General features: G+C 74.7%; 19 protein-coding genes. 6 read left to right on the top strand and 13 right to left on the bottom strand.

Annotation, left to right across the window (positions count from 1 at the left end; genetic code table 11):
* Positions 1-3: 3 nt before the first annotated feature.
* Positions 4-756 carry a response regulator transcription factor gene (locus RMN57_RS26095; RefSeq protein ID WP_238863978.1) on the bottom strand — a complete coding sequence of 251 codons (753 nt, stop codon included), beginning with the start codon at positions 754-756 and terminating at the stop codon, positions 4-6.
* A gap of 410 nt (positions 757-1166) precedes the next feature.
* Here RMN57_RS26095 and RMN57_RS26090 point away from each other — a divergent pair, with 410 nt between their 5' ends.
* From RMN57_RS26090 to RMN57_RS26070, 5 genes are all read left to right on the top strand, one after another.
* On the top strand, positions 1167-1940 hold the full coding sequence (locus RMN57_RS26090) for an amino acid ABC transporter ATP-binding protein (protein ID WP_313765731.1): 774 nt from the start codon (positions 1167-1169) through the stop codon (positions 1938-1940).
* 132 nt (positions 1941-2072) lie between these two features.
* Positions 2073-2984 carry a glutamate ABC transporter substrate-binding protein gene (locus RMN57_RS26085; protein ID WP_313765730.1) on the top strand — a complete coding sequence of 304 codons (912 nt, stop codon included), beginning with the start codon at positions 2073-2075 and terminating at the stop codon, positions 2982-2984.
* Between the two features lie 68 nt (positions 2985-3052).
* A complete protein-coding gene (locus tag RMN57_RS26080; protein WP_313765729.1) occupies positions 3053-3703 on the top strand; it encodes an amino acid ABC transporter permease in 651 nt (216 codons plus the stop codon).
* A 73-nt stretch (positions 3704-3776) separates the two neighbouring features.
* Positions 3777-4628, top strand: a complete 852-nt coding sequence (locus tag RMN57_RS26075; RefSeq protein ID WP_313765728.1) for an amino acid ABC transporter permease — start codon at positions 3777-3779, stop codon at positions 4626-4628.
* 146 nt (positions 4629-4774) lie between these two features.
* A complete protein-coding gene (locus RMN57_RS26070) occupies positions 4775-6769 on the top strand; it encodes an FAD-dependent monooxygenase (RefSeq protein WP_313765727.1) in 1995 nt (664 codons plus the stop codon).
* Here RMN57_RS26070 and rny read toward each other — a convergent pair.
* From rny to RMN57_RS26035, 7 genes are all read right to left on the bottom strand, one after another.
* Positions 6750-8204, bottom strand: coding sequence for a ribonuclease Y (gene rny / locus RMN57_RS26065; protein WP_313765726.1), 1455 nt, complete (start codon positions 8202-8204; stop codon positions 6750-6752). The genes RMN57_RS26070 and rny overlap by 20 nt on opposite strands.
* A gap of 186 nt (positions 8205-8390) precedes the next feature.
* The gene (locus RMN57_RS26060) at positions 8391-9077 is read right to left on the bottom strand and encodes a regulatory protein RecX (protein ID WP_313767969.1); all 687 of its coding nucleotides are present in this window, start codon (positions 9075-9077) and stop codon (positions 8391-8393) included.
* Positions 9078-9642: 565 nt separating this feature from the next.
* Complete coding sequence (recA, locus tag RMN57_RS26055) at positions 9643-10755, bottom strand: recombinase RecA (RefSeq protein WP_313765725.1); 1113 nt, start codon at positions 10753-10755, stop codon at positions 9643-9645.
* 185 nt (positions 10756-10940) lie between these two features.
* Positions 10941-12152 (bottom strand): AI-2E family transporter, encoded by a 1212-nt coding sequence (locus tag RMN57_RS26050; protein WP_313767968.1) that lies wholly within the window; start codon positions 12150-12152, stop codon positions 10941-10943.
* 209 nt (positions 12153-12361) lie between these two features.
* Positions 12362-12556, bottom strand: coding sequence for a DUF3046 domain-containing protein (locus RMN57_RS26045; protein WP_313765724.1), 195 nt, complete (start codon positions 12554-12556; stop codon positions 12362-12364).
* On the bottom strand, positions 12553-13143 hold the full coding sequence (locus RMN57_RS26040; protein WP_313765723.1) for a GNAT family N-acetyltransferase: 591 nt from the start codon (positions 13141-13143) through the stop codon (positions 12553-12555). Before RMN57_RS26040 ends, RMN57_RS26045 begins: the two co-directional genes overlap by 4 nt.
* A gap of 129 nt (positions 13144-13272) precedes the next feature.
* Positions 13273-14922 (bottom strand): S8 family serine peptidase, encoded by a 1650-nt coding sequence (locus tag RMN57_RS26035; protein ID WP_313765722.1) that lies wholly within the window; start codon positions 14920-14922, stop codon positions 13273-13275.
* Between the two features lie 282 nt (positions 14923-15204).
* On the opposite strand from RMN57_RS26035, the gene RMN57_RS26030 reads away from it, so the two are divergent.
* On the top strand, positions 15205-19932 hold the full coding sequence (locus RMN57_RS26030) for an ATP-dependent helicase (protein ID WP_313765721.1): 4728 nt from the start codon (positions 15205-15207) through the stop codon (positions 19930-19932).
* Positions 19933-20418: 486 nt separating this feature from the next.
* On the opposite strand, the gene RMN57_RS26025 is transcribed toward RMN57_RS26030, so the two are convergent.
* From RMN57_RS26025 to RMN57_RS26005, 5 genes are all read right to left on the bottom strand, one after another.
* Positions 20419-20787: a helix-turn-helix transcriptional regulator gene (locus RMN57_RS26025; protein ID WP_313765720.1), complete on the bottom strand. Its 369-nt coding sequence runs from the start codon at positions 20785-20787 to the stop codon at positions 20419-20421.
* Positions 20788-21190: 403 nt separating this feature from the next.
* The gene (locus RMN57_RS26020) at positions 21191-21667 is read right to left on the bottom strand and encodes a CinA family protein (protein WP_313767967.1); all 477 of its coding nucleotides are present in this window, start codon (positions 21665-21667) and stop codon (positions 21191-21193) included.
* A 35-nt stretch (positions 21668-21702) separates the two neighbouring features.
* On the bottom strand, positions 21703-22341 hold the full coding sequence (pgsA, locus tag RMN57_RS26015; RefSeq protein WP_238863990.1) for a CDP-diacylglycerol--glycerol-3-phosphate 3-phosphatidyltransferase: 639 nt from the start codon (positions 22339-22341) through the stop codon (positions 21703-21705).
* A complete protein-coding gene (gene rimO, locus RMN57_RS26010; RefSeq protein WP_313765719.1) occupies positions 22338-23843 on the bottom strand; it encodes a 30S ribosomal protein S12 methylthiotransferase RimO in 1506 nt (501 codons plus the stop codon). The genes pgsA and rimO overlap by 4 nt, the downstream gene beginning before the upstream one ends.
* A 97-nt stretch (positions 23844-23940) precedes the next feature.
* A complete protein-coding gene (locus tag RMN57_RS26005) occupies positions 23941-24804 on the bottom strand; it encodes a RodZ domain-containing protein (RefSeq protein WP_313765718.1) in 864 nt (287 codons plus the stop codon).
* Positions 24805-24957: the final 153 nt, after the last annotated feature.

Raw genomic sequence — 24957 nt, 5'->3', positions numbered from 1 at the left:
CGGTCAGTGCTCCGCGCGGGCCTGGGGGGCGTCCGCGGCGGCCGCCGGGGACTCGGGGATCAGCCGGTAGCCGACGCCCCGGACGGCCTCGACCAGGCCGGGCAGGGCGAGCTTGGTGCGCAGCGAGCCGATGTGCACCTCCAGGGTGCGGCCGTTGCCCTCCCAGCCGCTGCGCCAGACCTCGCTGAAGATCTGCTCGCGGCGGTAGACCACGCCGGGGCTCTGGGCGAGCAGCGCCAGCAGGTCGAACTCCTTGCGGGTGAGCGGGACGTCCCGGCCGTCGACGCTGACCCGGCGGCGTTCGCGGTCGATCGTGATGCCGCGGGACTCCAGCGGGCCCCGCTGCTGCGGGACGGCGTCGGGCGTGGGGACCGAGACGGCGGCGGGGGCGGCGCCGCGGCGGGCGACGGCGTGGATCCGGGCGAGCAGCTCGCCCATGTCGTAGGGCTTGGTGACGTAGTCGTCGGCGCCGAGGTTGAGGCCGTGGATCCGGGAACGGATGTCGGCGCGCGCGGTGACCATGATCACGGGCACGCCGCTGCCGGCCCGGATCCGGCTGCACACCTCGAAGCCGTCGCGGTCGGGCAGTCCGAGGTCGAGCAGGACCACCCGGTACGGGTCGTTGCCGTCCGGCACCAGCGCGTCGAGCGCCTCGTGCCCGCTGCGGGCGTGCCTGACCTGGAAGCCGTGCCGTCCCAGCACCGCGACCAGCGCGGCGGCCACGCGTTCGTCGTCCTCGACGAGCAGCAGTCGCATCGTTCCTCCTTTCCCCGACGTTCCCCGGGGTGTTGCGTGGTGTTCGCGGGCCCCACCGGGCAGGTCCCGGTCCTGCGCAGTATGGGCCAGTGGAGCGCCGGACGCCAGGCTCGGCCACGACCCGGGACCGGCCGGGACGGCGTGCGCCGGGGCGGAAGCCCGCTGTCACCGCGCGGCCCCATCGGTGTCACGTGCCCCTGCGGGGGCGGGGTGAACAGTCCGCGCCCGGCGTGTGGCCGGATCGTGATCCTCAAGTTCCGCTCAGATCGGCTGACGTGCCATCGTCATGGCTCCTATGGTCACCTTCCACCGGGGGCCGCGGCTCCGCCGGCCGAGGCCCCCGGCTCCACCCACCACCATTGCCGCCCACGGGAGTTCAGCTCTCGGGCCGAACCCAGGGAGCAGGCGCGATGACCGAGAGCCTTGTCAAGCACCCCAGTGCCGCGAACGCCCCCCTGGTGGTACTGAGCGGGGTGAACAAGCACTTCGGCGCGCTGCACGTGCTCCAGGACATCAACCTGGAGATCGCGCAGGGTGAGGTGGTCGTGCTGATCGGCCCGTCCGGCTCCGGCAAGTCCACGCTCTGCCGGACGATCAACCGGCTGGAGACCGTCGACTCCGGCACGATCACCATCGACGGCCGGCCGCTGCCCGCCGAGGGCCGCGAACTGGCCCGGCTGCGGGCCGAGGTCGGCATGGTCTTCCAGAGCTTCAACCTCTTCGCGCACAAGACCGTGCTGGAGAACGTGGTGCTCGGCCAGGTCAAGGTCCGCAAGATCGGCCGCGACCGGGCGGTGCGGACCGCCCGCGAGCTGCTGGAGCGGGTCGGTGTCGGTGCACAGGCGGACAAGTTCCCGGCCCAGCTCTCCGGCGGCCAGCAGCAGCGCGTCGCGATCGCCCGGGCACTGGCGATGAACCCGAAGGTGATGCTCTTCGACGAGCCCACCTCGGCGCTGGACCCGGAGATGATCAACGAGGTGCTGGAGGTCATGCGCCAACTGGCCGCCGACGGCATGACGATGGTCGTCGTCACCCACGAGATGGGCTTCGCCCGCTCCGCCGCCAACCGCGTGCTGTTCATGGCGGACGGCCGGATCGTCGAGCAGAACACCCCCGAGGCCTTCTTCACCGCGCCGCGCAGCGACCGCGCGAAGGACTTCCTCTCCAAGATCCTGCACCACTGACCCCGCCGGACCCATCGGGCCGGCCAACGGGTGACGGCGGCGACGACGCCGCCGTCACCCCGGCCTGCCCGGCCAACTTCCTGTCGCCAGAGCCCGGTCGATCCGTGGCTTCGCCCGAGGAGAGCTACCCCCATGAGGACTCGTCGCACCTTCGCCGTCGCGCTCTGTGTCATCGCGCTCACCGCCACCGCTGCCTGCGGCAAGGACGGCTCGCCGAGCAGCACCGCGGCCACCGGCGCCGGCGGCACGCCCGCTCCGCAGCTGCCCACCTACACCGTCAAGACCGACGTCAAGGTGGACTCGGCCCGGCTCGCCGAGGCCAAGAAGCGCGGCCAGCTGATCATCGGCGCCAAGGCCGACCAGCCGTTCCTCGGCTTCGAGGACGTCGCCACCGGCGACCGCAGCGGCTTCGACATCGAGATCGCCAAGATGATCGCCGCCGACCTCGGCTTCACCCCGCAGCAGATCAAGTGGCAGACCCTGGTCTCCTCGCAGCGCGAGCCCGCCATCGACAAGGGCCAGATCGACTTCTACGTCGGCACCTACAGCATCAACGACGAGCGCAAGAAGACGGTCTCCTTCGCCGGCCCGTACTACATCGCCGGCCAGGACCTGCTGGTCAAGGCCGACAACACCGCGATCACCGGCCCGGAGTCGGTCAACGGCAAGAACGTCTGCACCGCCACCGGCTCGACGTCGATCAAGAACATCCAGCAGTACTCGCCGAAGATCACCCAGTTCGACAGCTACTCGGCCTGCGTCGACAAGCTGCTGGCCGGCGAGGTCGACGCGGTCACCACCGACGACGCGATCCTCAAGGGCTACGCCTCCAAGTTCGCGCCCAAGCTCAAGGTGGTCGGCAAGCCGTTCACCAAGGAGAACTACGGCGTCGGCCTGGCCAAGGACGACGCGGCGCTGCGCGGCGCCATCAGCGACGCCCTGAAGGCCCACCAGGACAACGGCGACTGGAAGAAGGCCTACGACGCCACCCTCGGCCTCTCCGGCTCCAGCGCGCCGCAGCCGCCGGCCCTGGAGCGCTACTGATCCCCCGTCGGGCCTGACCACGTCGGGCCCGACCCGTTCCTGACCGATTCTGAGAGGAGGGCCGCCAGATGGGCATACTGTTCGAGGACGACAACTTCGCACTGTTCCGCGACGGTTTCCTGCAGACGATCGAGCTGAGCGCACTCAGCGCGCTGCTCGCCCTGCTGCTGGGCACCCTGCTGGCGGCCTTCCGGGTCTCCCCCGTGCCGGTGCTGCGCGGCTTCGGCACCGCCTGGGTGACGCTCTTCCGCAACACCCCGCTGACCCTGCTGTTCTTCGCCGTCGCGTTCGGACTCCCCCGGCTCGGCGTGCACTTCAGCCACCTCGTCTTCGCGGTGCTGGCGCTCGGCAGCTACACCGCCTCGTTCGTCTGCGAGGTGCTGCGCTCGGGCATCAACACCGTGCCGCTCGGGCAGGCCGAAGCGGCCCGCAGCCTCGGCCTCACCTTCGGCCAGACCCTCACCTCGGTCGTCCTGCCGCAGGCCGCCCGGACCGTGCTGGCCCCGATGAGCAGCGTGTTCATCGCGCTTCCGAGGAACTCGGCGATCGCCGGCGCGTTCAGCGTCCCCGAGCTCTACAGCGTGCAGCAGACGCTCTCCGAGCGCGGCTACTCGATCTTCGCCATCTTCTTCTGGGTGGCCTGCGCCTATCTGGTGATCAGCGCCACCGTCGCCCTCGTGTTCCGCTTCCTGGAAGACCGCCTGGCGGTGGCCCGATGAACGAGCGGAGCGAGCGAACCATCGAAAGGTGCGCGCCGGTGAATGCCCCTGCCGAGCGGAGCGAGGTGGCCGCATGAGCTCCCTCTTCACCCGCGCCTCCACGGCCAGCGTCCTCTACGACGCCCCGGGCCCCCGGGCCCGCGCCCGCAACCGGATCCTCGGCGTGCTGGCGCTGGCCGGCATCGCCGGGCTGCTCTGGTACGCCTACTCGGCGCTCGACGAGAACGGCCAGTTCGACCCCCAGCTCTGGGACGCGTTCCAGTACAACACCGTCCAGCAGCGGATCGTCGACGGCCTGCTCGCCACCCTGGAGGCCTTCGGGCTGGCAGCGGTCTTCTCGCTCGTGCTGGGCGCGCTGCTCGCCGCCGGGCAGCTCTCCGACCACAAGCCGGTCCGCTGGGCGGCGGTCTCGGTCGTCCAGTTCTTCCGGGCGATGCCGCTGCTGATCCTGATCGTCGCGCTCTACTACGCCTTCTTCGCCAGGGAGCCGATGTGGGCCCTGGTGCTCGGGCTCACCCTCTACAACGGCTCCGTCCAGGCGGAGATCATCCGCAGCGGTGTCAACGCCGTCCCGCGCGGCCAGGGCGAGGCGGCCTACGCGCTCGGCATGGGCAAGACCCAGGTGATGACCCTCATCCTGGTCCCGCAGGCGATCCGCTCGATGCTGCCCTCGATGATCGGCCAGCTGGTCGTCACCCTCAAGGACACCTCGCTCGGCTTCATCATCACCTACCATGAGCTGCTGTTCGTCGGTAAGGCGATCGCCAGCCAGCCGCTGAACGCCGCGGGCTTCCCCTACATCCCGGTCGTCCTGGTGATCGGCCCGATCTACATCGCGATGTGCCTGCTGCTCACGGCGCTCGCCCGGTGGATCGAAGCACGTGGCCGTCGCGGCGCGAACCGGCGCACATCAGCTGCTGCTTGACGGACACGCAGGTGAACTGTTGCATTGCTCTTCGTGACACCATCCGGGACCATCCTCGCGGCATATGACGCCACCCCGTCGGCCCGGCCGTGCCCGGAGGTACGCGAGCACACCGCCCCGGCCCGGCCGCGTCCGGGGGGCCCGGCATGGACCCGGTGATCGTCGTCGGGGCCGGACCGGTCGGTCTGGCCCTGGCGCTCGCGCTCGCCCGGCACGAGGTGCCGTCCATCGTCCTGGACGAGGGCTCCGGGCTCTGCCCCGAGGGCCCGCGCAGCGTCGTCCTCGGGCCCGACACGGCCGGCTTCCTGACCCGGATCGGCTACCCCCGGGCCGTGTCCGACGCCGCCCAGTGGGACGCCTTCGCCGTCTGGCGCCGCCGCCAGGAGGTGCTGCGGATCGACCTCTCCGACAGCCCCGTCCTGCACCTGCCCCAGCACCGGCTGCAGCGCGGCCTGCGCGACGCCCTGACCGGCACCCCGCTGGTCAGACTGGTCCCGCTGAGCCGGGTCACCAGGCTCGAACAGGACCGCGACGGCGTCGGCGTCCACACCCGCAACCCGCAGGACGGCACCGAGACCTGGTGGCGCGGCAGCCACCTGGTCGGCTGCGACGGCGCCCGCTCCACCGTCCGCAAGCTGCTGAAGATCCGCTTCCCCGGCCGGCCCGCCGTCGACCGCAACGCCGTCGCCACCGTCCGGGTCGACCTGCCCTTCACCGAGGCCCGGCTGCACCGCGAGCCGCCGTGGCGCGGCGACCGCGAGGCCTCCGCCCGCCCGCTGCCGGACGGCGTCTGGCGGATCGACTGGCGGCTGCCCCCCGGCAGACCGGCGCCCAGCGAACCGGTCGACCCGCACGCCACCTGGCCCGGCATCGTCACCGGCGACACCCTGCTCACCCGCGTCACCGCCACGCTCACCGCCTGGTGCGGCGAACTCCCCCGGTACGAGCTGCTCGCCGCCGCCGACCACACCGCCCAGCAGCGGCTCGCCGCCCGCTTCCGCGACGGCCGCTGCTTCCTCGCCGGCGACGCCGCCCACCTGCACGGCGCGCTCGGCATGCAGAACCTCGCCGACGGGCTGCGCGACGCCGACAACCTCGCCTGGCGCCTCGCCCTCGCCTGGCACCTCCACACCGGCGGCCCGCAGCCCGGCGGCACCCTGCTCGACGGGTACGAGGCCGAGCGGCGCGGCGCGGTCGGAGCCCGGCTGCGCGCCGTCGACCAGGCCATGCCGCTGCTGCGCCCGCTGCGCGGCTGGCAGGCCACCCGTCGCTCGCTGCTCACCGGCTCGTTCCGCAAGCACGCACCGCTGCTGGCCGACGGCCAGCTCGGCACCGGCCGGTTCGGCGGGCCCCCGGCCTACCCGGCGGCCCCTTCCGGCGTCCCCGGCCGGGTGCCGGTCCAGCGCGGCGGCCGGAGCACCACCTCGCTCAGCGAGCTGCTGCCCGCCACCGCGCCCGGCGTCCTGGTGCCGGACCTGCCGGTCCTGGCCACCGACGGCACGCCGGACCGGCTGCACGCGCGGCTCGGTTCGACCTTCCTGCTGCTGCTGGTCGCCCCCGGCACCGCCGTCTGGTCCGCCGAGCACTGGCTGGGCGCCGGGCTGATGCCGCGGCTCGCCGAGGTCGCGGCGGCGCTGCCGGTGCCGGCCGAGGTCCTGGTCACCGAGGAGTACCCGGGGGCCGGGCCGCACACCGTGCTGCTGATCCGACCGGACGGCCACCTGGTCGGCGTCACCCAGGGCGCGGCGGCCGAGGACCTCCAGGCGCTGGCCGACGGGGCCCGCGGCGGGCCGCAGCCGCTGAGCGGCACGGCCGAGGCGGCGGACGATGGGCGTCCCGGCGCGGCGGGCGGTCCCGCGGGTTCGGGCGGCACGGGCGGTTCAGGCGGCTCGGCGGGGTCGAGCGGTTCAGGCGGCTCGGCGGGGTCGAGCGGTTCAGGCGGCTCGGCGGGGTCGAGCGGTTCCGCCGGCTCGGCGGGGTCGGGCGGCGCGGCGGGCGCGGGTCGGGCCGCGGGTGTCGGCGGGGCCGCCGGCGTGGGCCGCGTTGCGGGCGTGGGCCGGGCTGCGGGCGGCGCGCCCGGCGGTGCCGTCGCCGGGCCGGCCGCCCCCGCGGTGGACTCCGCTAGCGGGCCACCTCGGTGACCCGGCTCTCCCGGACCACCGTCACCCGGATCTGGCCCGGGTAGGTCAGCTCCTCCGACACCTGCTTGGCGACCTCCCGGGCGATCACCTGCGCCCCGAGGTCGTCCACCACCTCCGGCCGCACCATCACCCGCACCTCACGGCCGGCCTGCATCGCGTACACCGCGGCCACCCCCTCGTGCGCCCGGGCGATCTCCTCCAACCGCTCCAACCGGCGGACGTAGACCTCCAGGGACTCCTTGCGGGCCCCCGGCCGGCCGCCCGAGCAGGCGTCCGCCGCCTGGACCAGCACCGCCTCGACCGTCTGCGGCTCCACCTCCCCGTGGTGCGCGGCGATCGCGTGCACCACGTCCTCCGGCTCCCCGAACCGCCGGGCGAGCTCCGCCCCGATCGCCGCGTGGCTGCCCTCGACCTCGTGCGTCATCGCCTTGCCGATGTCGTGCAGCAGCGCCGCGCGCCGCGCCGGCTCCGGGTCCACCCCGAGTTCGGCGGCCATCATCCCGGCCAGGTGCGCCGACTCCACGAGGTGCCCCAGCACGTTCTGCCCGTACGAGGCCCGGTAGCGCAGGGTGCCGAGGGTGCGGACCAGCTCCGGGTGCATCGCGCCGACCCGCACCGCCAGCAGCGCGTCCTCACCGGCCCGGACGCACCGCCGCTCGACCTCCTCGCGGCTGCGCTCGTGGACGTGCTCGATCCGCAGGGGGTGGATCCGGCCGTCCTCGACCAGTTGTTCCAGGGTGAGCCGGGCGGTCTCCCGGCGGACGGGGTCGAAGCAGGACAGCTGCACCGAGGCCGGGGTGTCGTCGATGATCAGGTTGACGCCGGTGACCGCCTCGAAGCTGCGGATGTTACGGCCCTCGCGACCGATGATCCGGCCCTTCATCTCCTCGTTGGGCAGCCGGAACACCGACACCGCGGTCTCGGCGGTCTGCGCGGCCGCGATCCGCTGGATCGCCCCGGCGACGATCGCCCGGGCCCGCTCCTCGCCCTCCTCCTTCGCGGCCCGCTCGATCCCCCGGACCGTGACGGCCGCCTCCCGCCGGGCCTCCGTCTCGGCCGCCCGGACGAGTTGGGCCCGTGCCTGGCCGGCCGAGAGCCCGGCGGTGCGCTCCAGCTCCGCCTCCCGGCGCCGCAGCAGTTCGTCGGCCTCGCCCCGGGCCCGCGCCACGTCGGCGGTCCGCTCGGCGAGTTCACCCTCACGGAGGTCCAGCCGGCGCAGCTCCTCGGTCAACCGCTCCTCGCGCCGGTCGAGTTCGGCCCGCAGCTGGGCGGCCTGGCCCTCGGCCCACCGCCGGGCCCGCTCGGTCTCGGCCGCGGCGCGCCGCTGCGCGGCCTGGAGCCGCCGGACCATCAGCCAGGCCGTCGTCACGACGGCGATCAACGCCACCGCCGACAGCAGGGAGGCGACCGATCCGGTGCTCAGCGCGATCCTCATCCTGGCCACTCCCCGTCCCTGCACGGCGCGCCGTCCGGGGCAACCGCGACCGGGTCCGGGCAGGCCTGCCCGAGGCGTGGCCGAGGAGTGATCGACGCGCTCCCGCACTGAGTGCGAGGCTAAGCGCAGGTTACGAAACGGTCAAGACTGGCCCGGGAGTTGGCGAACCCCCACCCCGAGCCGCCGTCAGTCCCACCCGTAGGCGGATGGTCCGTCCACGTCCTCTCCGTCCGGACCCGCTCCGGCCTCCTCCGCATCCAGCGCCTCGCGCACCACCCGGAAGGCGAGACCCTCGGAGTAACCGCGCCGGGCCAGCATGCCGACCAGCCGTCGCATCCGGGCCTGCCGCTCCAGGCCCCTGGTCGTCCGGAGCCGGCGCTCGACGAGCTCGCGGGCCGCCTCGGTCTCGTCGTCCTGGTCCAGCTGTGCGAGCGCCTGCTCGGCGAGCTCGCCGGCCACGCCCTTGGTCCGCAGCTCCTGGGCCAGCGCCCGCCGGGACAGCCCGCGGACGGCGTGCCTCGACTCCACCCAGGCCCGTGCGAAGGCCGCGTCGTCGATCAGCCCGACCTCTTCCAACCGGGTCAGCACCTCGTCGGCGACGTCCTCCGGGATCTCCCGCTTGCGCAGGGCGTCGGCGAGCTGCTTGCGGGTCTTGGCCGCTCCGGTGAGCAGCCGCAGGCAGATGTCCCGCGCCCGGGCCTCCGGGTCGGCCGACTCCTCCGCGGCGGCCCGGCGGGGCTGGTCGGAGCGGCGGGGCCGCTCGGCGCCGCGACGCCCCGCACGCCCGCGCGAGCCGGCGCCGCCCGGGGCGTCGCCGTCCGGGTCACCGCCGTCCAGGGTGTCGTCGTCGGGGAGTGCGCCCTCGGCCGGAATCGCGCTGCCGCGGCCGACCCGGCGCCGAGCGCGCTCCGGGCCGAACCCGTACTCCTCGCCGACCGGCTCGGCCCGCTCGCGGGCACGCCGGCCGGCCTGCCGTCCGGACGCGGGCGGGGCCGGGGCGGCCGCACCCCCGTGACCGGCCGCCTCGCCCCCGGCCCGGTGGTCGGCGGTCGTCTCCTCCACCAGCGCCGACCGGCGCCGACGACGCCCACCGGGCAGCTCGGACGCGGACACCAGCCCGAGCCCGCCGCCCAGCAGACCGGCGCCGTCCCGGGCCTCCGGTTCGTCCGAACCACGCCGTGCCGACGCCCTCGCCCGGCCCGGCGCCCGAGCGGGCTCGGGCCAGGACTCGGGCTCAGGCCAGGACTCGGGCTGGGCCTCCGGCCCACGCCCGTGCCTGCGCCCGCGCGGGGACCTCGGCTCGAACTCCGGCTCGAACTCCGGCTCGGGTTCGGGCTCCGGCTCGGCCACCGCGGCGAACCAGTCCGGCGGACCGTAGTCGTCGTCCTCCGGGCCCGCCGGGCCGCCGCCCTCCGCCGTGCTGTGCTGCGTCAACGGCTCAGGCCTTGGCGGCCGCCGCCGTCTTCTTCGCCGCGGCCGTCTTGGCGGCGGTCGCGGTGATCGGCTTGGCAGCGGCGTCGGCGGCCGGCGCCTCGCCCTCGGCGGGCTCCTCCGTCTTCGGACCGATGCCCAGCTTGCCCTTGATCTTGCGCTCGATCTCGTCGGCCAGCTGCGGGTTGTCGCGCAGGAAGTTGCGGGCGTTCTCCTTGCCCTGGCCGAGCTGGTCGCCCTCGTACGTGTACCAGGCACCCGACTTGCGGATGAACCCGTGCTCGACGCCCATGTCGATCAGACCGCCCTCGCGGCTGATGCCCACGCCGTAGAGGATGTCGAACTCGGCCTGCTTGAACGGCGCGGCGACCTTGTTCTTGACGACCTTCACCCGGGTGCGGTTACCGACCGCCTCGGTGCCGTCCTTCAGGGTCTCGATCCGGCGGATGTCCAGCCGGACGGAGGCGTAGAACTTCAGCGCCCGGCCACCGGTCGTGGTCTCCGGCGAGCCGAACATGACGCCGATCTTCTCGCGGAGCTGGTTGATGAACACCGCGGTGGTGTTCGACTGGTTCAGCGCACCGGCGATCTTGCGCAGCGCCTGGCTCATGAGCCGGGCCTGCAGACCGACGTGCGAGTCGCCCATCTCGCCCTCGATCTCGGCGCGCGGGACGAGCGCCGCCACCGAGTCGATGATCACCAGGTCGATCGCGCCGGAGCGGATCAGCATGTCGGTGATCTCCAGGGCCTGCTCACCGGTGTCCGGCTGGCTGACCAGCAGGGCGTCGGTGTCCACGCCGAGCTTCTTGGCGTACTCCGGGTCGAGCGCGTGCTCCGCGTCGACGAAGGCGACCGTGCCGCCGGCCCGCTGGGCGTTGGCCGCCAGGTGCAGGGTCAGCGTGGTCTTGCCGGAGGACTCGGGGCCGTAGATCTCGATCACTCGGCCGCGCGGAATGCCGCCGACGCCGAGGGCCACGTCCAGGGCGGTGGACCCGGTGGGGATCACGTCGATCGGCTCGTTGGCCTTCTCGCCGAGGCGCATCACCGAGCCCTTGCCGAACTGCCGCTCGATCTGGGCGAGTGCGGTCTCAAGGGCCTTCTCGCGGTCCGTACCTGCCATGGCTTCCACCCTCGGGTTCTGTGCTGTGCGCTTCATCGTCCTCGACGCTAGCGCGTCCCACTGACAAACGGCCCCGACCGGGCTCGGCCTGTGGAAAACTCCTCGCCGGAGAGTACAAAGAACATCTGTTCGATTCAAGCCGGAACACGTTCGACCCGGGCCCGTCCGGCCCGGACCGGCCCGCCCTACTGCTCCCCGCCCCCGCCCTTCGGCTCCCGGCCCGAGTCGGCGCCGGGACCCGCACCGGAGCCCGGGCCGGCGTCGGGCTCCACCCCCGCCCCGACCATCCGCCGCAGCCGGCGCGCCGCCTCCCGACGCAGCTCCCGCCGGGCCCGCCGCTGCTCCCCCCGGTCGATCCGCGGGTCGGTCGCCACCTCGTAGCGCCGGACGTAGGTGCCGACGAAGCCCTGCAGGGTGGCCGCCGCCGGGATGGCGATCAGCGCGCCCACCGCGCCCAGCAGCGCCGCGCCCGCGATCACCGAGCCGAACGCCACCGCCGGGTGCACGTCCACCGTCCTCGCGGTGATCCGCGGGTGCAGCAGGTAGTTCTCGACCTGCTGGTAGACCACCACGAACACCAGCACCCAGAGCGCGTCCACCGGCTCGACGGTGAGCGCGACCAGCACCGGGAGCGCGCCGGCCAGGTACGTCCCGATGGTCGGCACGAACTGCGACATGACGCCGACCCAGACGGCCAGCGCGGCCGAGTACGGGAGGTCGAGCAGCGCGAACATCACCCAGTGCCCGGCCGCCGACGCGACCGCGAGCAGCGCCCGGGAGTAGAGGTAGCCGCCGGTCTTGGCCAGCGCGATCTCCCAGGCGCGCAGCACCTCGCCCTGCTTCGCGGGCGGCAGCAGCGAGCAGACGGTCCGCCGCACCCGGGGGCCGTCGGCCGTGAAGTAGAAGGTGAAGAGGCCGACGGTGAAGGCCTGGAAGAGCCCGCCGATCAGGGTGGAGGAGACGCCCCAGACGTTGTCGGCGGCCTGCTGGGCGTAGGACTCGATCGCGCCGGAGTCCTTGAGCAGCTTCTTCTGCAGCTCGTCCAGCGAGAGGTCCTGGTGGAAGGTCCGGTTGATCCAGCCGATCAGGTTGTCGAGCAGGTGCGGCAGGTCGCCGGCGATCTTCGCGACCTGGTCGACCAGCAGCGTGCCGAGCGCGGCCAGGAAGCCGGCCACCGCGATCGCCACCGCGACGAAGACCAGGAAGGTGCCGACGCCCCGGCGCACGCCGCGGGCCGCCATCCGGTCCACCGCCGGCTCCAGCGCCAGCGAGAGGAAGAAGGAGACCAGCAGCATCACGAAGAGGTCGATCAGCTGGTGGAAGGCCCAGTCGGCGAGTTTGAACAGCCCGACCATCACCAGCGCCAGCACCATGGCGCGCGGCAGCCAGCGCGGCATCCCGGTGCCCCAGAGCCCGCCGGCCGCGCCGGGGGCGGGAGCGGTTTCCGGAGCGGGCTGCGGGCCCGCGGCCTCGTCGGCGACCTGCGCCGACCGGTCCGAATTCTGCGGTTCTGCGCTGCTTGTCACCCGAACAGTCTGGCCCATGCCCGGGACCCGCCCGGGCACCGGGCGCCGGCCGCCGGGCGTCCGCCGGCGGCCCGGACGCCTCAGCGCAGCAGCGTCGAGACGCCCTGCGTGTCGCAGACCACGCGCCAGACGTCCTTGGCCTCCCAGCCCGCCTCCAGCGCCTGGCGCACCGTCCGCCCACCCAGCTCGGTCATCACGTGGTCGGTGGCGAACGACTCCGCGTACGCCTCGCCGAAGTGCGCGTGCATCCGTCGCCAGAACTCGGTCAGCCTCATGCCGACCAGTATCCCGGACCGGCCCCCGGCGCGGTCGGCCGCCAGTCCGCCGCGTCCAGGGCGTACTCGACCTCGCCCAGCTCGGTGCCCGGGATCGGCTCCGGGTAGTCCTCGTGGAAGGTCCGGACGTAGCGGAGCCCGGCCTTCTCCATCACCCGGCGCGAGCCGCTGTTGACGGCCATCGTGTACGCCACCACCCGGCGCACGCCGAGCCGGGCGAAGCCCCGGTCGATCAGCGCCCGCGCGCCCTCGGTGGCGTAGCCGCGCCCCCAGGCCGCCCGCCGCAGCCGGTAGCCGAGCTCGATCTCGCCCGGGTCCTCCTGATCCGGCGGGCGGAACTCGAACCAGCCGAGGAAGGCGCCGCCGGCCCGCTCCTCGGCCGCCCACCAGCCGAGGTCGCCGTAGCGCTCGTAGTGGGCGAAGTAGAGCGGCAGCAGGGTGTTCTCGACGTGCGCCCGCGGAGTGGCCCGGCCGCCGGTCAGGTAGCGCATCACCTGGGGATCGCCGTCCAGCTCGACCAGCCGGTCGGTGTCGGCGGTGGTGAACCGGCGCAGGACCAGCCGTTCGGTGGTGAGGTGGACGTCCATCCCCCGATCCTCGTCCACGGCCCGCCCGCCCGTCACCGGGTTTTCGGCCGTGGGCGCGCCGCCCCCGAGGCCCCGCCCCGAAGCGCCCGCCTCGAACACCCGCCCCCCGACGCGCACCCCCGGCGCCGTTCAGTGCGGGAGCACCAGCGTGCCCGCCCCGTAGTACTGACGGTCCCCGCAGGCCTGCGGCCCCGGCGGACAGGAGGCGGCGGCGGTCGTCGCCAGCAGTTCGGCGAGCCGGTCCGAGCCCCAGTCCGGGTGGAGCGCGGCGGCCACCGCGACCGCACCGGTCACGTGCGCCGCCGCCATCGAGGTGCCGGCCAGGGCGGCGTACTGCCCGCCGGGCCAGTCGGAGACGATCGCGCCCTGCGTGCCGCCGTCCGGATCCCCGCCGGGCGCGGCCAGCGAGACCCGGCCGCGCCCGTAGTTGGAGTACGCCGAGGGGTGGCCGTCCCGGTTGAGGGCGGTCACCGTGACCACCCCGGGCAGCTCGCCCGGCAGCCGGACGCACTCGGTGCCGAGGTAGCGGGACTGCGCCGGACCGGAGGTGCGGTCGTTGGGGCTGCGGTCGTCGGTGCGCGGGGCGCCGAGGTCCTGCCCGTCGTTGCCGGCCGAGGCCACGACCACGGCGCCCTGCCGCCGGGCGTAGCCCACCGCGCGGTCCACCGCGGCGGTCAGCGCGGCCTGGTCGGGGTCCTGCGGGCAGTTGTACTTCCACGGGTCGGCGAAGTAGCTGTTGTTGATCGCCTTGGCGCCGTGGTCGGCGGCCCAGAGCATGCCGCAGACGATGTTCTCCGCGTAGTACTGGCCGAGCGGGCCGAGCAGCCGGACGGCGGCGATCCGCACGCCCGGCGCGACCCCGCTGACGCCGTGGCCGTCCCGGGCCGCGCCGACGATCCCGGCGACGTGGGTGCCGTGGCCGCTCTCGCCCACCCCGAGGTCGGGCCGCCAGGCACCGGTCCGGGCGTCGGGGCGGCCGTCGGCGCAGGAGGCGGAGCTCTTCGGGTCGACGGCGGCCCGCAGGTCCGGGTGGGTGTCGTCGACGCCGGAGTCCAGGACGGCCACCAGCACCCGGCGCAACGCGTCGGCCGCGGGCGCGCCCGGGCCGGCCGACGGGGTGCGCAGCACCGTGGGCGAGGTGTCGCCGCCCGGGCCGCCGGCGACGCCGAGCATGGCGAGGTTCCAGGCGTCGTGCTCGCCCGGGTCGGCCACGGTCGCGGTGGTGTCGTCCGCCCGGTCCGCCGTGCGGCTGCCGCCGATGTCCCCGGGCCCGTCGGTGCCGTGGCCGGCGAGGACCGCCGGGCCCCCGGCAGCGCCGCCGCCGTTCCCGGATCCGCCGTCGGTGCTGCGCCCGCCGTCGGCGCGGTCGACGCCGATCCCCGCGCGGAAGTCCCCCGCGCCGTCGAGCGGGCGGGGCGGGCCGGGCACCGGCGCGGTCCGGGTGGCGCCGACCGCGGCCACGCCGGGCCGGGCCCGGACCTTGTCGGCGAACCCCCCGGTGCCGTACGCGAGCACCACCCCGATCTGCGGGTACTCCTGGACGACCTGGCCCCCGGCGGCCCTGGCCTCGGCGCCGGCCCGGGCCGCCCCGGCGGCGTCCGCCTGCTCGGCCAGCACCAGGTAGCTGAGGTAGGACCGGCCCGGCCCGGCCACGTACGGGACGGCGCCGCCGACCACCAGCGCGGTGAGCAGCATGGCGAGCAACGCCCGGAGGGGCCCCTGAGCCCGGCCCCGGCGGCGCCGGGCGGGACCACTGCCGGACGGGTGCGCCTGCGCCATCGCACGGTCTCCGCTCGTCGGTCCCGGTGGTCAGGGAGGGTCGGGCCACCGGGGAGGCCCGGCGGCCACGGAAGGATCATGTGCCTGAATCATCACCATATGAGCTGTCTGTCCATTCTGCCTTCCCGACTGCTCTGCCCCGCCCCGCCCGGCCCCCGGACCGCCCCGCCCGCCGCCCGGACCGCCTCCGCCCGGTCCCTGGACCACCCCCGCCCGACGCCCGGACCACCCGCCACGGTCGGCAGGACCCCCGATGTCAGTGCCACCCGGCACCATGGGGGCATGGCGCCGCAGAACCACTCCCAGTCGCCCGCCGACCCGCTGGCCGGCTTCGCCCCGGCCACCCGGGCCTGGTTCACGGGCGCCTTCCACGCGCCCACCACCGCGCAGGCCGAGGCCTGGCAGGCCATCGGCCGGGGGACGGACGTCCTGGTGGTCGCCCCCACCGGCTCCGGCAAGACGCTCGCGGCCTTCCTCTCCGCGCTCGACCGCCTCAGCAGCACCCCGCCGCCCGCCGATCCCAAGCGCCGCTGCCGGGTGCTCTACATCTCGCCGCTCAAGGCCCTCGCCGTCGACGTCGAGCGGAACCTGCGCGCCCCGCTGACCGGCCTGCACCAGGCCGCCGTCCGGCTCGGCCTGCCCGAGCCCGACGTCGAGGTCGGCATCCGCTCCGGCGACACCCCCGCCGCCGACCGCCGCCGCTTCGCCACCCACCCGCCGGACATCCTGATCACCACCCCCGAGTCGCTCTTCCTGCTGCTCACCTCCGCCTCCCGCGAGGCGCTGCGCGGCATCGACACGGTGATCCTGGACGAGGTGCACGCCGTCGCCGGCACCAAGCGCGGCGCCCACCTGGCGCTCTCGCTGGAGCGGCTGGACGAGCTGCTGGACCGCCCGGCCCGCCGGATCGGCCTCTCGGCCACCGTCCGCCCGGTCGAGGAGGTCGCCCGCTTCCTCAGTCCGCAGCGCGGCGCCACGGTGGTCCAGCCGGCCGCCGCCAAGGAGTTCGACCTCTCCGTCGTCGTCCCGGTCCCGGACCTCGACGACCTGCCCGCCGCCCCCGCCGGCCCGGGCGCCGACGACGACCCGCAGCGCCAGACCTCGATCTGGCCGCACGTCGAGGAGCGGATCGTCGACCTGGTCACGGCCCACCGCTCGACCATCGTCTTCGCCAACTCCCGCCGCCTCGCCGAGCGGCTCTGCAACCGGCTCAACGAGATCGCCCACGAACGGGCCACCGGGGCCGCCGCCCCCGAGGCCCACGCCCCCGCCCAGCTGATGGGCGGCTCCGGCGCCGCCAGGGGCGTCCCGGCGGTGATCGCCCGGGCCCACCACGGCTCGGTCTCCAAGGAGCAGCGCGCGCTGGTCGAGGAGGAGCTCAAGGCCGGCCGGCTGCCCGCGGTGGTCGCCACCTCCAGCCTGGAGCTCGGCATCGACATGGGCGCCGTCGAGCTGGTGGTCCAGGTCGAGTCGCCGCCCTCGGTCGCCTCCGGCCTCCAGCGGGTCGGCCGGGCCGGCCACCAGGTCGGCGCGGTCTCCACCGGCGTCTTCTTCCCCAAGTACCGGGGGGACCTCGTCCAGTCGGCCGTCGTCACCGAGCGGATGCGGGCGGGCCGGATCGAGGCGCTGCGCATCCCGCGCAACCCGCTGGACGTGCTCGCCCAGCAGCTGGTGGCGATGACGGCGCTGGACGCCTGGCCGGTCGACGACCTGCTCGCCGTGGTCCGCCGGGCCGCGCCGTTCGCCACCCTGCCGCAGTCCGCCTTCGACGCCGTGCTCGACATGCTGGCCGGCCGCTACCCCTCGGACGCCTTCGCCGAGCTGCGCCCCCGCCTGGTCTGGGACCGGGTGGCCGGCACCGTCACCGGCCGCCCCGGCGCCCAGCGGCTCGCCGTCACCTCCGGCGGGACGATCCCCGACCGCGGGCTGTTCGGCGTCTTCATCGCCGGGGCGGACCCCAAGAAGGGCGGCGGCCGGGTCGGGGAGCTCGACGAGGAGATGGTCTACGAGTCCCGCGTCGGCGACGTCTTCACCCTGGGCACCACCTCCTGGCGGATCGACGAGATCACCCACGACAAGGTGCTGGTCACCCCGGCCCCCGGCGTCCCCGGCCGGCTCCCGTTCTGGAAGGGCGACACCCTCGGCCGCCCGCTCGAACTGGGGCGGGCCCTCGGCGCCTTCACCCGCGAGCTGGGCGCCCTCGCCCCCGAGGCCGCCACCGCCCGGCTCAAGCAGGCCGGGCTGGACGACTGGGCCGCCGGCAACCTGCTGGACTACCTCGCCGAGCAGCGCACCGCCTGCGGCCACCTCCCGGACGACCGCACCATCGTGGTGGAGCGCTTCCGGGACGAACTGGGCGACTGGCGGATCGTCATCCACTCCCCCTTCGGCGCCCAGGTGCACGCGCCCTGGGCCCTCGCCCTCGGCGCCCGGCTGCGCGAGAAGCACGGCCTCGACCCGCAGGTCATGCACGCCGACGACGGCATCGTGCTCCGCCTCCCGGACGCCGACCTGCTGGCCCCCGACTTCGACTTCGGCCGCCCCGCCGAGAAGCCGGCCGACGACGACGCCCCGGTCGGCGCCGACGCCGCCCTCTTCGACCCGGGCGAGATCGAACAGCTCGTCACCGACCAGGTGGGCGGCTCGGCGCTGTTCGCCTCCCGGTTCCGCGAGTGCGCCGGGCGCGCGCTGCTGCTCCCGCGCCGCAACCCCGGCAAGCGCACCCCGCTCTGGCAGCAGCGCCAGCGCGCCGCGCAGCTCCTCGAAGTCGCCTCCGAGTACGGCTCCTTCCCGATCGTCCTGGAGGCGGTCCGGGAGTGCCTCCAGGACGTCTTCGACGTCCCCGGGCTGGTCGAGCTCATGGGGGACCTCGAATCCCGGGCCGTCCGCCTGGTCGAGGTCACCACCCCCGAGCCCTCCCCGTTCGCCCGCTCCCTGCTCTTCGGCTACGTCGCGCAGTTCCTCTACGAGGGCGACTCCCCGCTGGCCGAGCGCCGCGCCGCCGCCCTCTCGCTCGACTCCCGGCTGCTCTCCGAACTGCTCGGCCAGGCCGAGCTGCGCGAGCTGCTCGACCCTCAGGTCCTCGCCGAACTGGAGGCCGAGCTCCAGCGCCTCACCCCCGACCGCCGGATCAAGGACGCCGAGGGCGTCGCCGACGCACTGCGGCTGCTCGGCCCGCTCAGCGAGGCCGAGCTCACCGCCCGCGGCGCCGAGCCGCTCCGGGCCCTGGAGCTGGAGGCCGCCCGCCGGGTGATCGCGGTCCGGATCGCCGGCGAGCAGCGCTGGGCCGCCATCGAGGACGCCGGGCGCCTGCGCGACGCCCTCGGCACCCCGCTGCCGGTCGGCGTCCCCGAGGCCTTCACCGAGCCGGTCAAGGACCCGCTCGGCGACCTCCTCGCCCGGTACGCCCGCACCCACGGCCCGTTCACCGCCGCCGAGGCCGCCGCCCGCTTCGGCCTGGGCACCGCCGTGGTCACCGGCACCCTGCACCGGCTCACCGCCGCCGGCCGCCTGGTCCAGGGCGAGTTCCGCCCGCCCGGCGCCCACCTCCCCGCCGGGGAGGCCCCGGGCGCGGCCGCCCTCGACGGCCACACCGCCACCGTCGAGTGGTGCGACGCCGAGGTGCTGCGCCGGCTCCGCCGCCGTTCGCTGGCGGCGCTGCGCCAGGAGGTCGAGGCCGTCCCGCCGCGCGCCCTGGCCGCCTTCCTCCCCCAGTGGCAGCACCTGGCCGGCCACCGGCTGCGCGGCCCCGACGGGCTGCTCCGGGTGGTGGAGCAGCTCCAGGGCACCGCCCTGCCCGCCTCCGCGCTGGAGAAGCTGATCCTCCCGGCCCGGCTCGCCGACTACACCCCCGGCCTGCTGGACGAGCTGATGGCGGCCGGCGAGATCGGCTGGTCCGGCGCCGGCGCCCTGCCCGGCAAGGACGGCTGGATCAGCCTGCACCTCGCCGAGAACGCCCACCTGCTGCGCCCCGATCCGGTCCCGCCGACCGTCACCCCGGTGCACACCGCGCTGATGGAGGCACTGGCCGGCGGCTACGGCCTGTTCTTCCGCCAGCTGGTGGCCCACCTCCCGGACACCCCCGAGGCGGAGCTCGTCGAGGCCCTCTGGGACCTGGTCTGGGCCGGCTACGTCAGCAACGACACGCTGGCCCCGCTGCGCGCCCTGCTCGGCTCGGGCCGCACGGCCGGCTCGACGGCCCACCGGGCGCCCCGGGCCACCCCGCGCGGCCGCTACGGCGGGGCGGGCCGCCCGTTCGGCCGGGTCGGCGGCGCCCTGCGCAGCGGCCCGCCGGCGGTCGCCGGCCGCTGGTCGCTGCTGCCGGCGTTCGCCACCGACCCGACCGTCCGGGCCACCGCCCAGGCGCAGAGCCTGCTGGACCGGCACGGCCTGCTCACCCGGGGCACGGTGGCGGCCGAACGGGTCCCGGGCGGCTTCGCCGGCGTCTACCGGGTGCTGGCCGCGATGGAGGAACGCGGCCGGGCCCGCCGGGGGTACTTCGTGGAGGGGCTGGGCGGCGCCCAGTTCGCCATGGAGGGCGCCGCGGACCGGCTGCGCTCGGTCAACGGGCGGCTGGAACGGGCCCGGGCCGCCGAATGGCCGGCCGGCCCGGCCGCCGAGCCGCCCCAGGTGCTGGTGCTGGCGGCCGCCGACCCGGCCAACGCGTACGGCGCCGCCCTGCCCTGGCCCGATCCGCCCACCGCCCCGGGCGCCAGGGAGGCCAAGGCGCACCGGCCCGGCCGCAAGGCGGGTGCCCTGGTGGTCCTGGTCGACGGCGAGCTGGCGCTCTACGTCGAGCGCGGCGGCAAGTCCCTGCTGGCGTGGGCGGAGGCGGAGGCCACCGTCGCGGCGGCCGCCGGGGCGCTGGCCGCGGCCGTCCGGCAGGGCGCGCTCGGCAGCGTCACGGTCGAGCGGGCCAACGGCGAGCAGGCCCTGGGCTCGGCCCTCGGCGCCGCGCTGGAGGAGGCCGGCTTCCACGCCACCCCGCGCGGACTGCGCCTGCGGCCCTGAACCCGGCCCCGACAGGCGCCCGGCCGCCCGGGCCCGGCCCGGACACGGCTCCGGACACGGCTCCGGACACGGCGGAGGCCGTGAGGCGGGATCCCGCCTCACGGCCTCCGGACGCACGACGGCGCCCCGGTACCGCACGACTCCTGGTCACCCGATCGGAGGGTCCGCCTCCGCCCGGGCCGCCGGCTCACCCGTTCGGCGCCGCACCGGACCGGTGGAGCGCCAGTCCGCATGGACCGGGATCAGTCCCAGCCCCCAACCGCCGGCCGCGAGCAGCCCCAGCGCAGCACCGTCGGTCGGCCGGCCCTGGATCACGAACAGCCAGAGACCGGACCCAGCGGCCAACAATGACAGGACCAGCCCCAGTGGCCGGAGCACCGGCCGCCGCGCCCGTATTCGGGCGCCGGCACAGGCTGTCGCAGCTCTCCGCATGATCGCCCTCCTCGGCTCGTCCCGGGCACCGGGCGCCCGGGCGTCGAGGCCGGATCAGGCGGCGACCACGTCCATCGCGGCGGTCTTGGGCGAGAGGTTCGCCCGGTCGGCGCCGGGGGCGGGCAGCGGTACCGGTTCGAGCACCGGCCTCAGCAGTTCACCTTCGGAGAGGGTGGCCATCGCCGCAAGTTCGGCGAGCGACAGTTCGTCGCTGACCTCGCGCATGACCTCGGACATACGGACGTCGAGTGCGTCGCAGATCGCGGAGAGCAGCTCCGAGGAGGCCTCCTTCTGTCCCCGCTCGACCTCGGAGAGGTACCCGAGCGAAACCCTGGCGGCCGCCGACACCTCGCGGAGTGTGCGGCCCTGGCGCTGGCGCTGCCGACGCAGTACATCGCCCAGTAGGCGACGGAGCAGGATCATCGGTGCCTCCCTCCTCGGACTGCGGATCGAGATGTCACGCCCCCACCGTACCGCCTTGCCCGCTTCGCGTGCGGGGACCATGGTCGTGTTCACTCTGGGCTGCAAGGCTGTCCCCTCCCCTGTTTCGGTGTCGAATCCGGACCGACGGGCACGTCCCCGCACCCTCCGCGCGGCACCCGGCCACCGCCAAGCCACTCGTTCGCCACCTGGTTTCTGCCCAACCAGGCCCTTCGATGTAACACGATCCTCCAGTCGCACCGTGCCCGGATGCCGGTTCGGCAGATCTCGGTTCGGTGGAGATCCTCCCGAGCAGGGGGTTTCCTGAGAAGTTCCTGCGAAGCTCCGGCGAATCCGGCGCGGTACCGAGACCGCTGGAGCACCGCTGGGGCGTCCTGGTGACGGGTCAGCGGGCGGACGGTCCGGACGGGAGCCGCCCGACGAGCAGCTCCAGGGCGGCGGTCACCGCCCCGTGACGGATTGTGGCACGCTCGCCCGACAACCGGGGCGAAGTGACCAGAGTTCCCCCCGGACCGGCGACCGCGAGGTGTACGGTGCCCACCGGCTGCCCGTCCTGCGGCTCCGGACCGGCCACCCCGGTCGTCGCGAGCCCGTACGTGGCGCCCAGCAGCCGCCGCACGCCCTCCGCCATCTGCCGGGCCACCACCGGGTGGACGGCGCCGTGCACGGCCAGCAGGCCCTCGTCGACGCCGAGCACCGAGGCCTTCAGCTCGGTCGCGTACGCGGTGACCGACCCCCGGAAGGTCGCGGACGCCCCGGGGACGTCCACCAGCGCGGCGGCCAGCAGCCCGCCGGTGAGCGACTCGGCCACCGCCAGCGTGCCGCCCTCGCCGCGCAGCGCGGCGTGCGCCTTCGCCGCCAGCTCGAAGTCCCTGTCGTCCACCCCGTCCGCCCCTCTCACCGGCCGGCGCGCTCCGCGGCCAGCCCCTCACGGCGCAGGCGCAGCGCCTGCCCGACGTAGTCCAGCGCGGTGCCGACGGTCAGCAGCACCGCCAGCCCCATCAGTACGGCCCGGGCGGTGGCCAGCCAGCCGGTCAGCTCAAGGACGTACATGCCGACCGCGATTCCCTGGGTGAGCGTCTTCAGCTTGCCGCCCCGGCTGGCCGGGATGACGCCGTAGCGGATCACCCAGAACCGCATCAGGGTGATGCCGAGCTCACGGGCCAGGATCACCACGGTGACCCACCAGGGCAGGTCGCCCAGGATCGACAGGCCGATCAGCGCCGAGCCCATGATCGCCTTGTCGGCGATCGGGTCCGCGATCTTCCCGAAGTCGGTGACCAGGCCCTTGCGCCGGGCCAGCTCGCCGTCGAACAGATCGGTGATCATCGCGATGGCGAACGCGGCCCAGGCGACCGAGCGCCACTTCGGGTCGTGCCCGCCGTCGGCGAAGAGCAGCGCCACGAAGACCGGCACCAGCAGCAGCCGGAGCATCGTGAGCATGTTGGCGATGTTCCAGATCCCCGGGGACGGCGGCACCGCGGCCGCCGGTCTGCCCGGGTGGGCCGCGGTCGGGGCGCCTGGCCCCTGGATCATGCCCCGACCCCCGGCGCCTCGGCCCCCGAGGTCCTCGGCAGCCGCACCTGCTCCAGCGCCTCGGCGACCAGGTCGACGCCCTCGCTGGCGACGACGCGGGCCCGGTAGAACTGGCCGATCTCGGGGTGCTCCACGCCGGTGAGCGTGGTCTGGCCGTCCGTCTCGGGCGCCTGGTGGGCGGCGCGGCCCTCGACCAGGTCGCCCTCCACGGACTCGATCAGCACCTCGACCTCGGTGCCGATCCGCTGCTCGGCCCGCTGGGCGGTCATCTCCTCGGCGAGCCTGGTGAGCCGGTTCAGCCGGTCCGCGACCACGTCCTCGGGCAGCTTGCCGTCGTAGGTGGCGGCCTCGGTGCCGTCCTCGTCGGAGTAGCCGAAGACGCCGATCGCGTCCAGGCCGGCGTGCGTGACGAACCGCTCCAGCTCGGCGAAGTCCTCCTCGGTCTCACCGGGGAAGCCGACGATGAAGTTGGACCGGGCGCCGGCCTGCGGGGCCTTGCCCCGGATGGTCCCGAGCAGCTCCAGGAACTGGTCGGTGGAGCCGAAGCGGCGCATCCGGCGGAGCACGGCGGGCGCCGAGTGCTGGAACGAGAGGTCGAAGTAGGGCACCACGTCGGTGGTGCCGGTCATCGCGTCGATGAGCCCCGGCCGCATCTCGGCCGGCTGCAGGTAGGAGACCCGGACCCGCTCGACGCCCTCGATGGCCGAGATCTCGCCGAGCAGCGTCTCCAGCAGCCGGATGTCGCCGAGGTCCTTGCCGTACGAGGTGTTGTTCTCGCTGACCAGGACGACCTCGCGGACGCCCTGCGAGGCCAGCCACTGGGCCTCCTGCAGCACGTCGGAGGGGCGGCGCGAGATGAAGGAGCCGCGGAAGGCCGGGATGGCGCAGAAGGAGCAGCGGCGGTCGCAGCCGGAGGCGAGCTTCACGGAGGCCACCGGGCTGTCGTCCAGCCGCTTGCGCAGGGTGCGCGGGCCGGAGGCGGGGGCGAGGCCGTCCGGGAGGTCGGCGATGGGCTCGGCCTCGGACTGGGCGCCGTGGCCCGGCAGGGCGACCTCGGCGGCCGCCGCCTGGCGCTCGACCGGGCTCAGCGGCAGCAGCTTGCGACGGTCGCGCGGGATGTGCGGGGCGTGGTGGCCGCCGGAGAGGATGGTCTGCAGGCGGTCGGAGATGTCGGAGTAGTCGTCGAAGCCGAGCACGCCGTCGGCCTCGGGGAGCGCGTCGGCGAGCTCCTTGCCGTAGCGCTCGGCCATGCAGCCCACGGCCACGACGGCCTGGGTGCGGCCGTGACCCTTGAGGTCGTTGGCCTCCAGCAGGGCGTCCACGGAGTCCTTCTTGGCGGCCTCCACGAAGCCGCAGGTGTTGACGACGGCGACGTCGGCTTCGGCGGCGTCGTCGACCAGCAACCAGCCGTCGGCTTCCAGTCGCCCGGCGAGTTCCTCGGAGTCCACCTCGTTGCGGGCGCATCCGAGCGTGACAAGGGCGACAGTACGGCGTTCAGGCATAGGGCCAAGATTAACGCGCGGCCGCCGGGGCCGTTTGCCCCGGAGGCCGCGCGCCACCGATTACCGGATCTTCACAGGGCCCACAGGCCCCGTGCGGTCAGCCCGCCTGCGGGTCGCCGGGGGTGTACGTGACGTGCACCACCTGGCCGTTCTTGCCCGCCGGACCGAGGTCCTTGCCGTTGACGTACACGTGCACGGCTCCGGCGTTGCCGATCACCAACTTGATCTGCTTGGGGTCGGTGAAGGTCTGGTCCTGACCCTCCTCGATGTTGTTCTGGAAGAGCGACTTGCCGTTGCCGTCCAGCGCGGAGACCCAGCTGGTGTCCTTCTCGGCCACCAGCTTCACGGTGACCTTGTCGGCCGGGGCGGCCGCGATCGCCGCGACGCTGGGTGCCGGCGCGGGCGGCTGGACGCTCGGCGACGGCGCCGGGGCGAGGGAGCCGGTGCCGGAGCCGCTGGGCAGCGGCGCGCTGGCGGAGCCGGTCGAGGTGCCGCCGGTCTTGCCGCTCACCAGGTTGAAGCCGATCAGGGCGACCACCGCGACGATCGCGGCGACCATCGCGGCGGTCCAGTTCGGCCGGCCGCGGTTGGGGACCTTGATCGGCGCGTTCTCGATCAGCTGGGTCGGGCGCTTGGAGGCCGGGGCGCCGCCGTGCGCGGCGTCGTAGCGCTCCACCAGGGCCTCGCCGTCGACACCCACCGCCCGGGCGATGGAGCGGATGTGGCCACGGGCGTAGAAGTCGCCGCCGCAGCGGGCGAAGTCGTCCTCCTCGATGGCATGCACGATCGGCACCCGGACCCGGGTGGCTGTACTGACCTGATCCACCGTGAGTCGGGCCTCGATCCGGGCAGCGGAAAGCACCCGGCCGATGCTCACGGCATCGGCCGCCTGCTCCGCGCCGCCGGACGGCTGGGCGGACGACGGGGCGTTCTCGCGGTCGGGGGACTTGCCGATGGTCACGGGGCACGCCTTTCGAGCGGATGGCCACCTGCTGGGGAACAGTCTAGGGGCGCGGGCGGATCGTTTCTCAAGCGGAACAGGACCGAATGCGCACGGCCGGCCGGATCGGCCCCCGGCCTGCCACTGAGCGGTCGTCAGGGTGGTGGCCGCGGT

The sequence above is a fragment of the Kitasatospora sp. CM 4170 genome, assembly GCF_032110285.1.
Taxonomy (GTDB): Bacteria; Actinomycetota; Actinomycetes; order Streptomycetales; family Streptomycetaceae; genus Kitasatospora; species Kitasatospora aburaviensis.
This window is presented reverse-complemented; position numbering and strand designations above follow the sequence as displayed.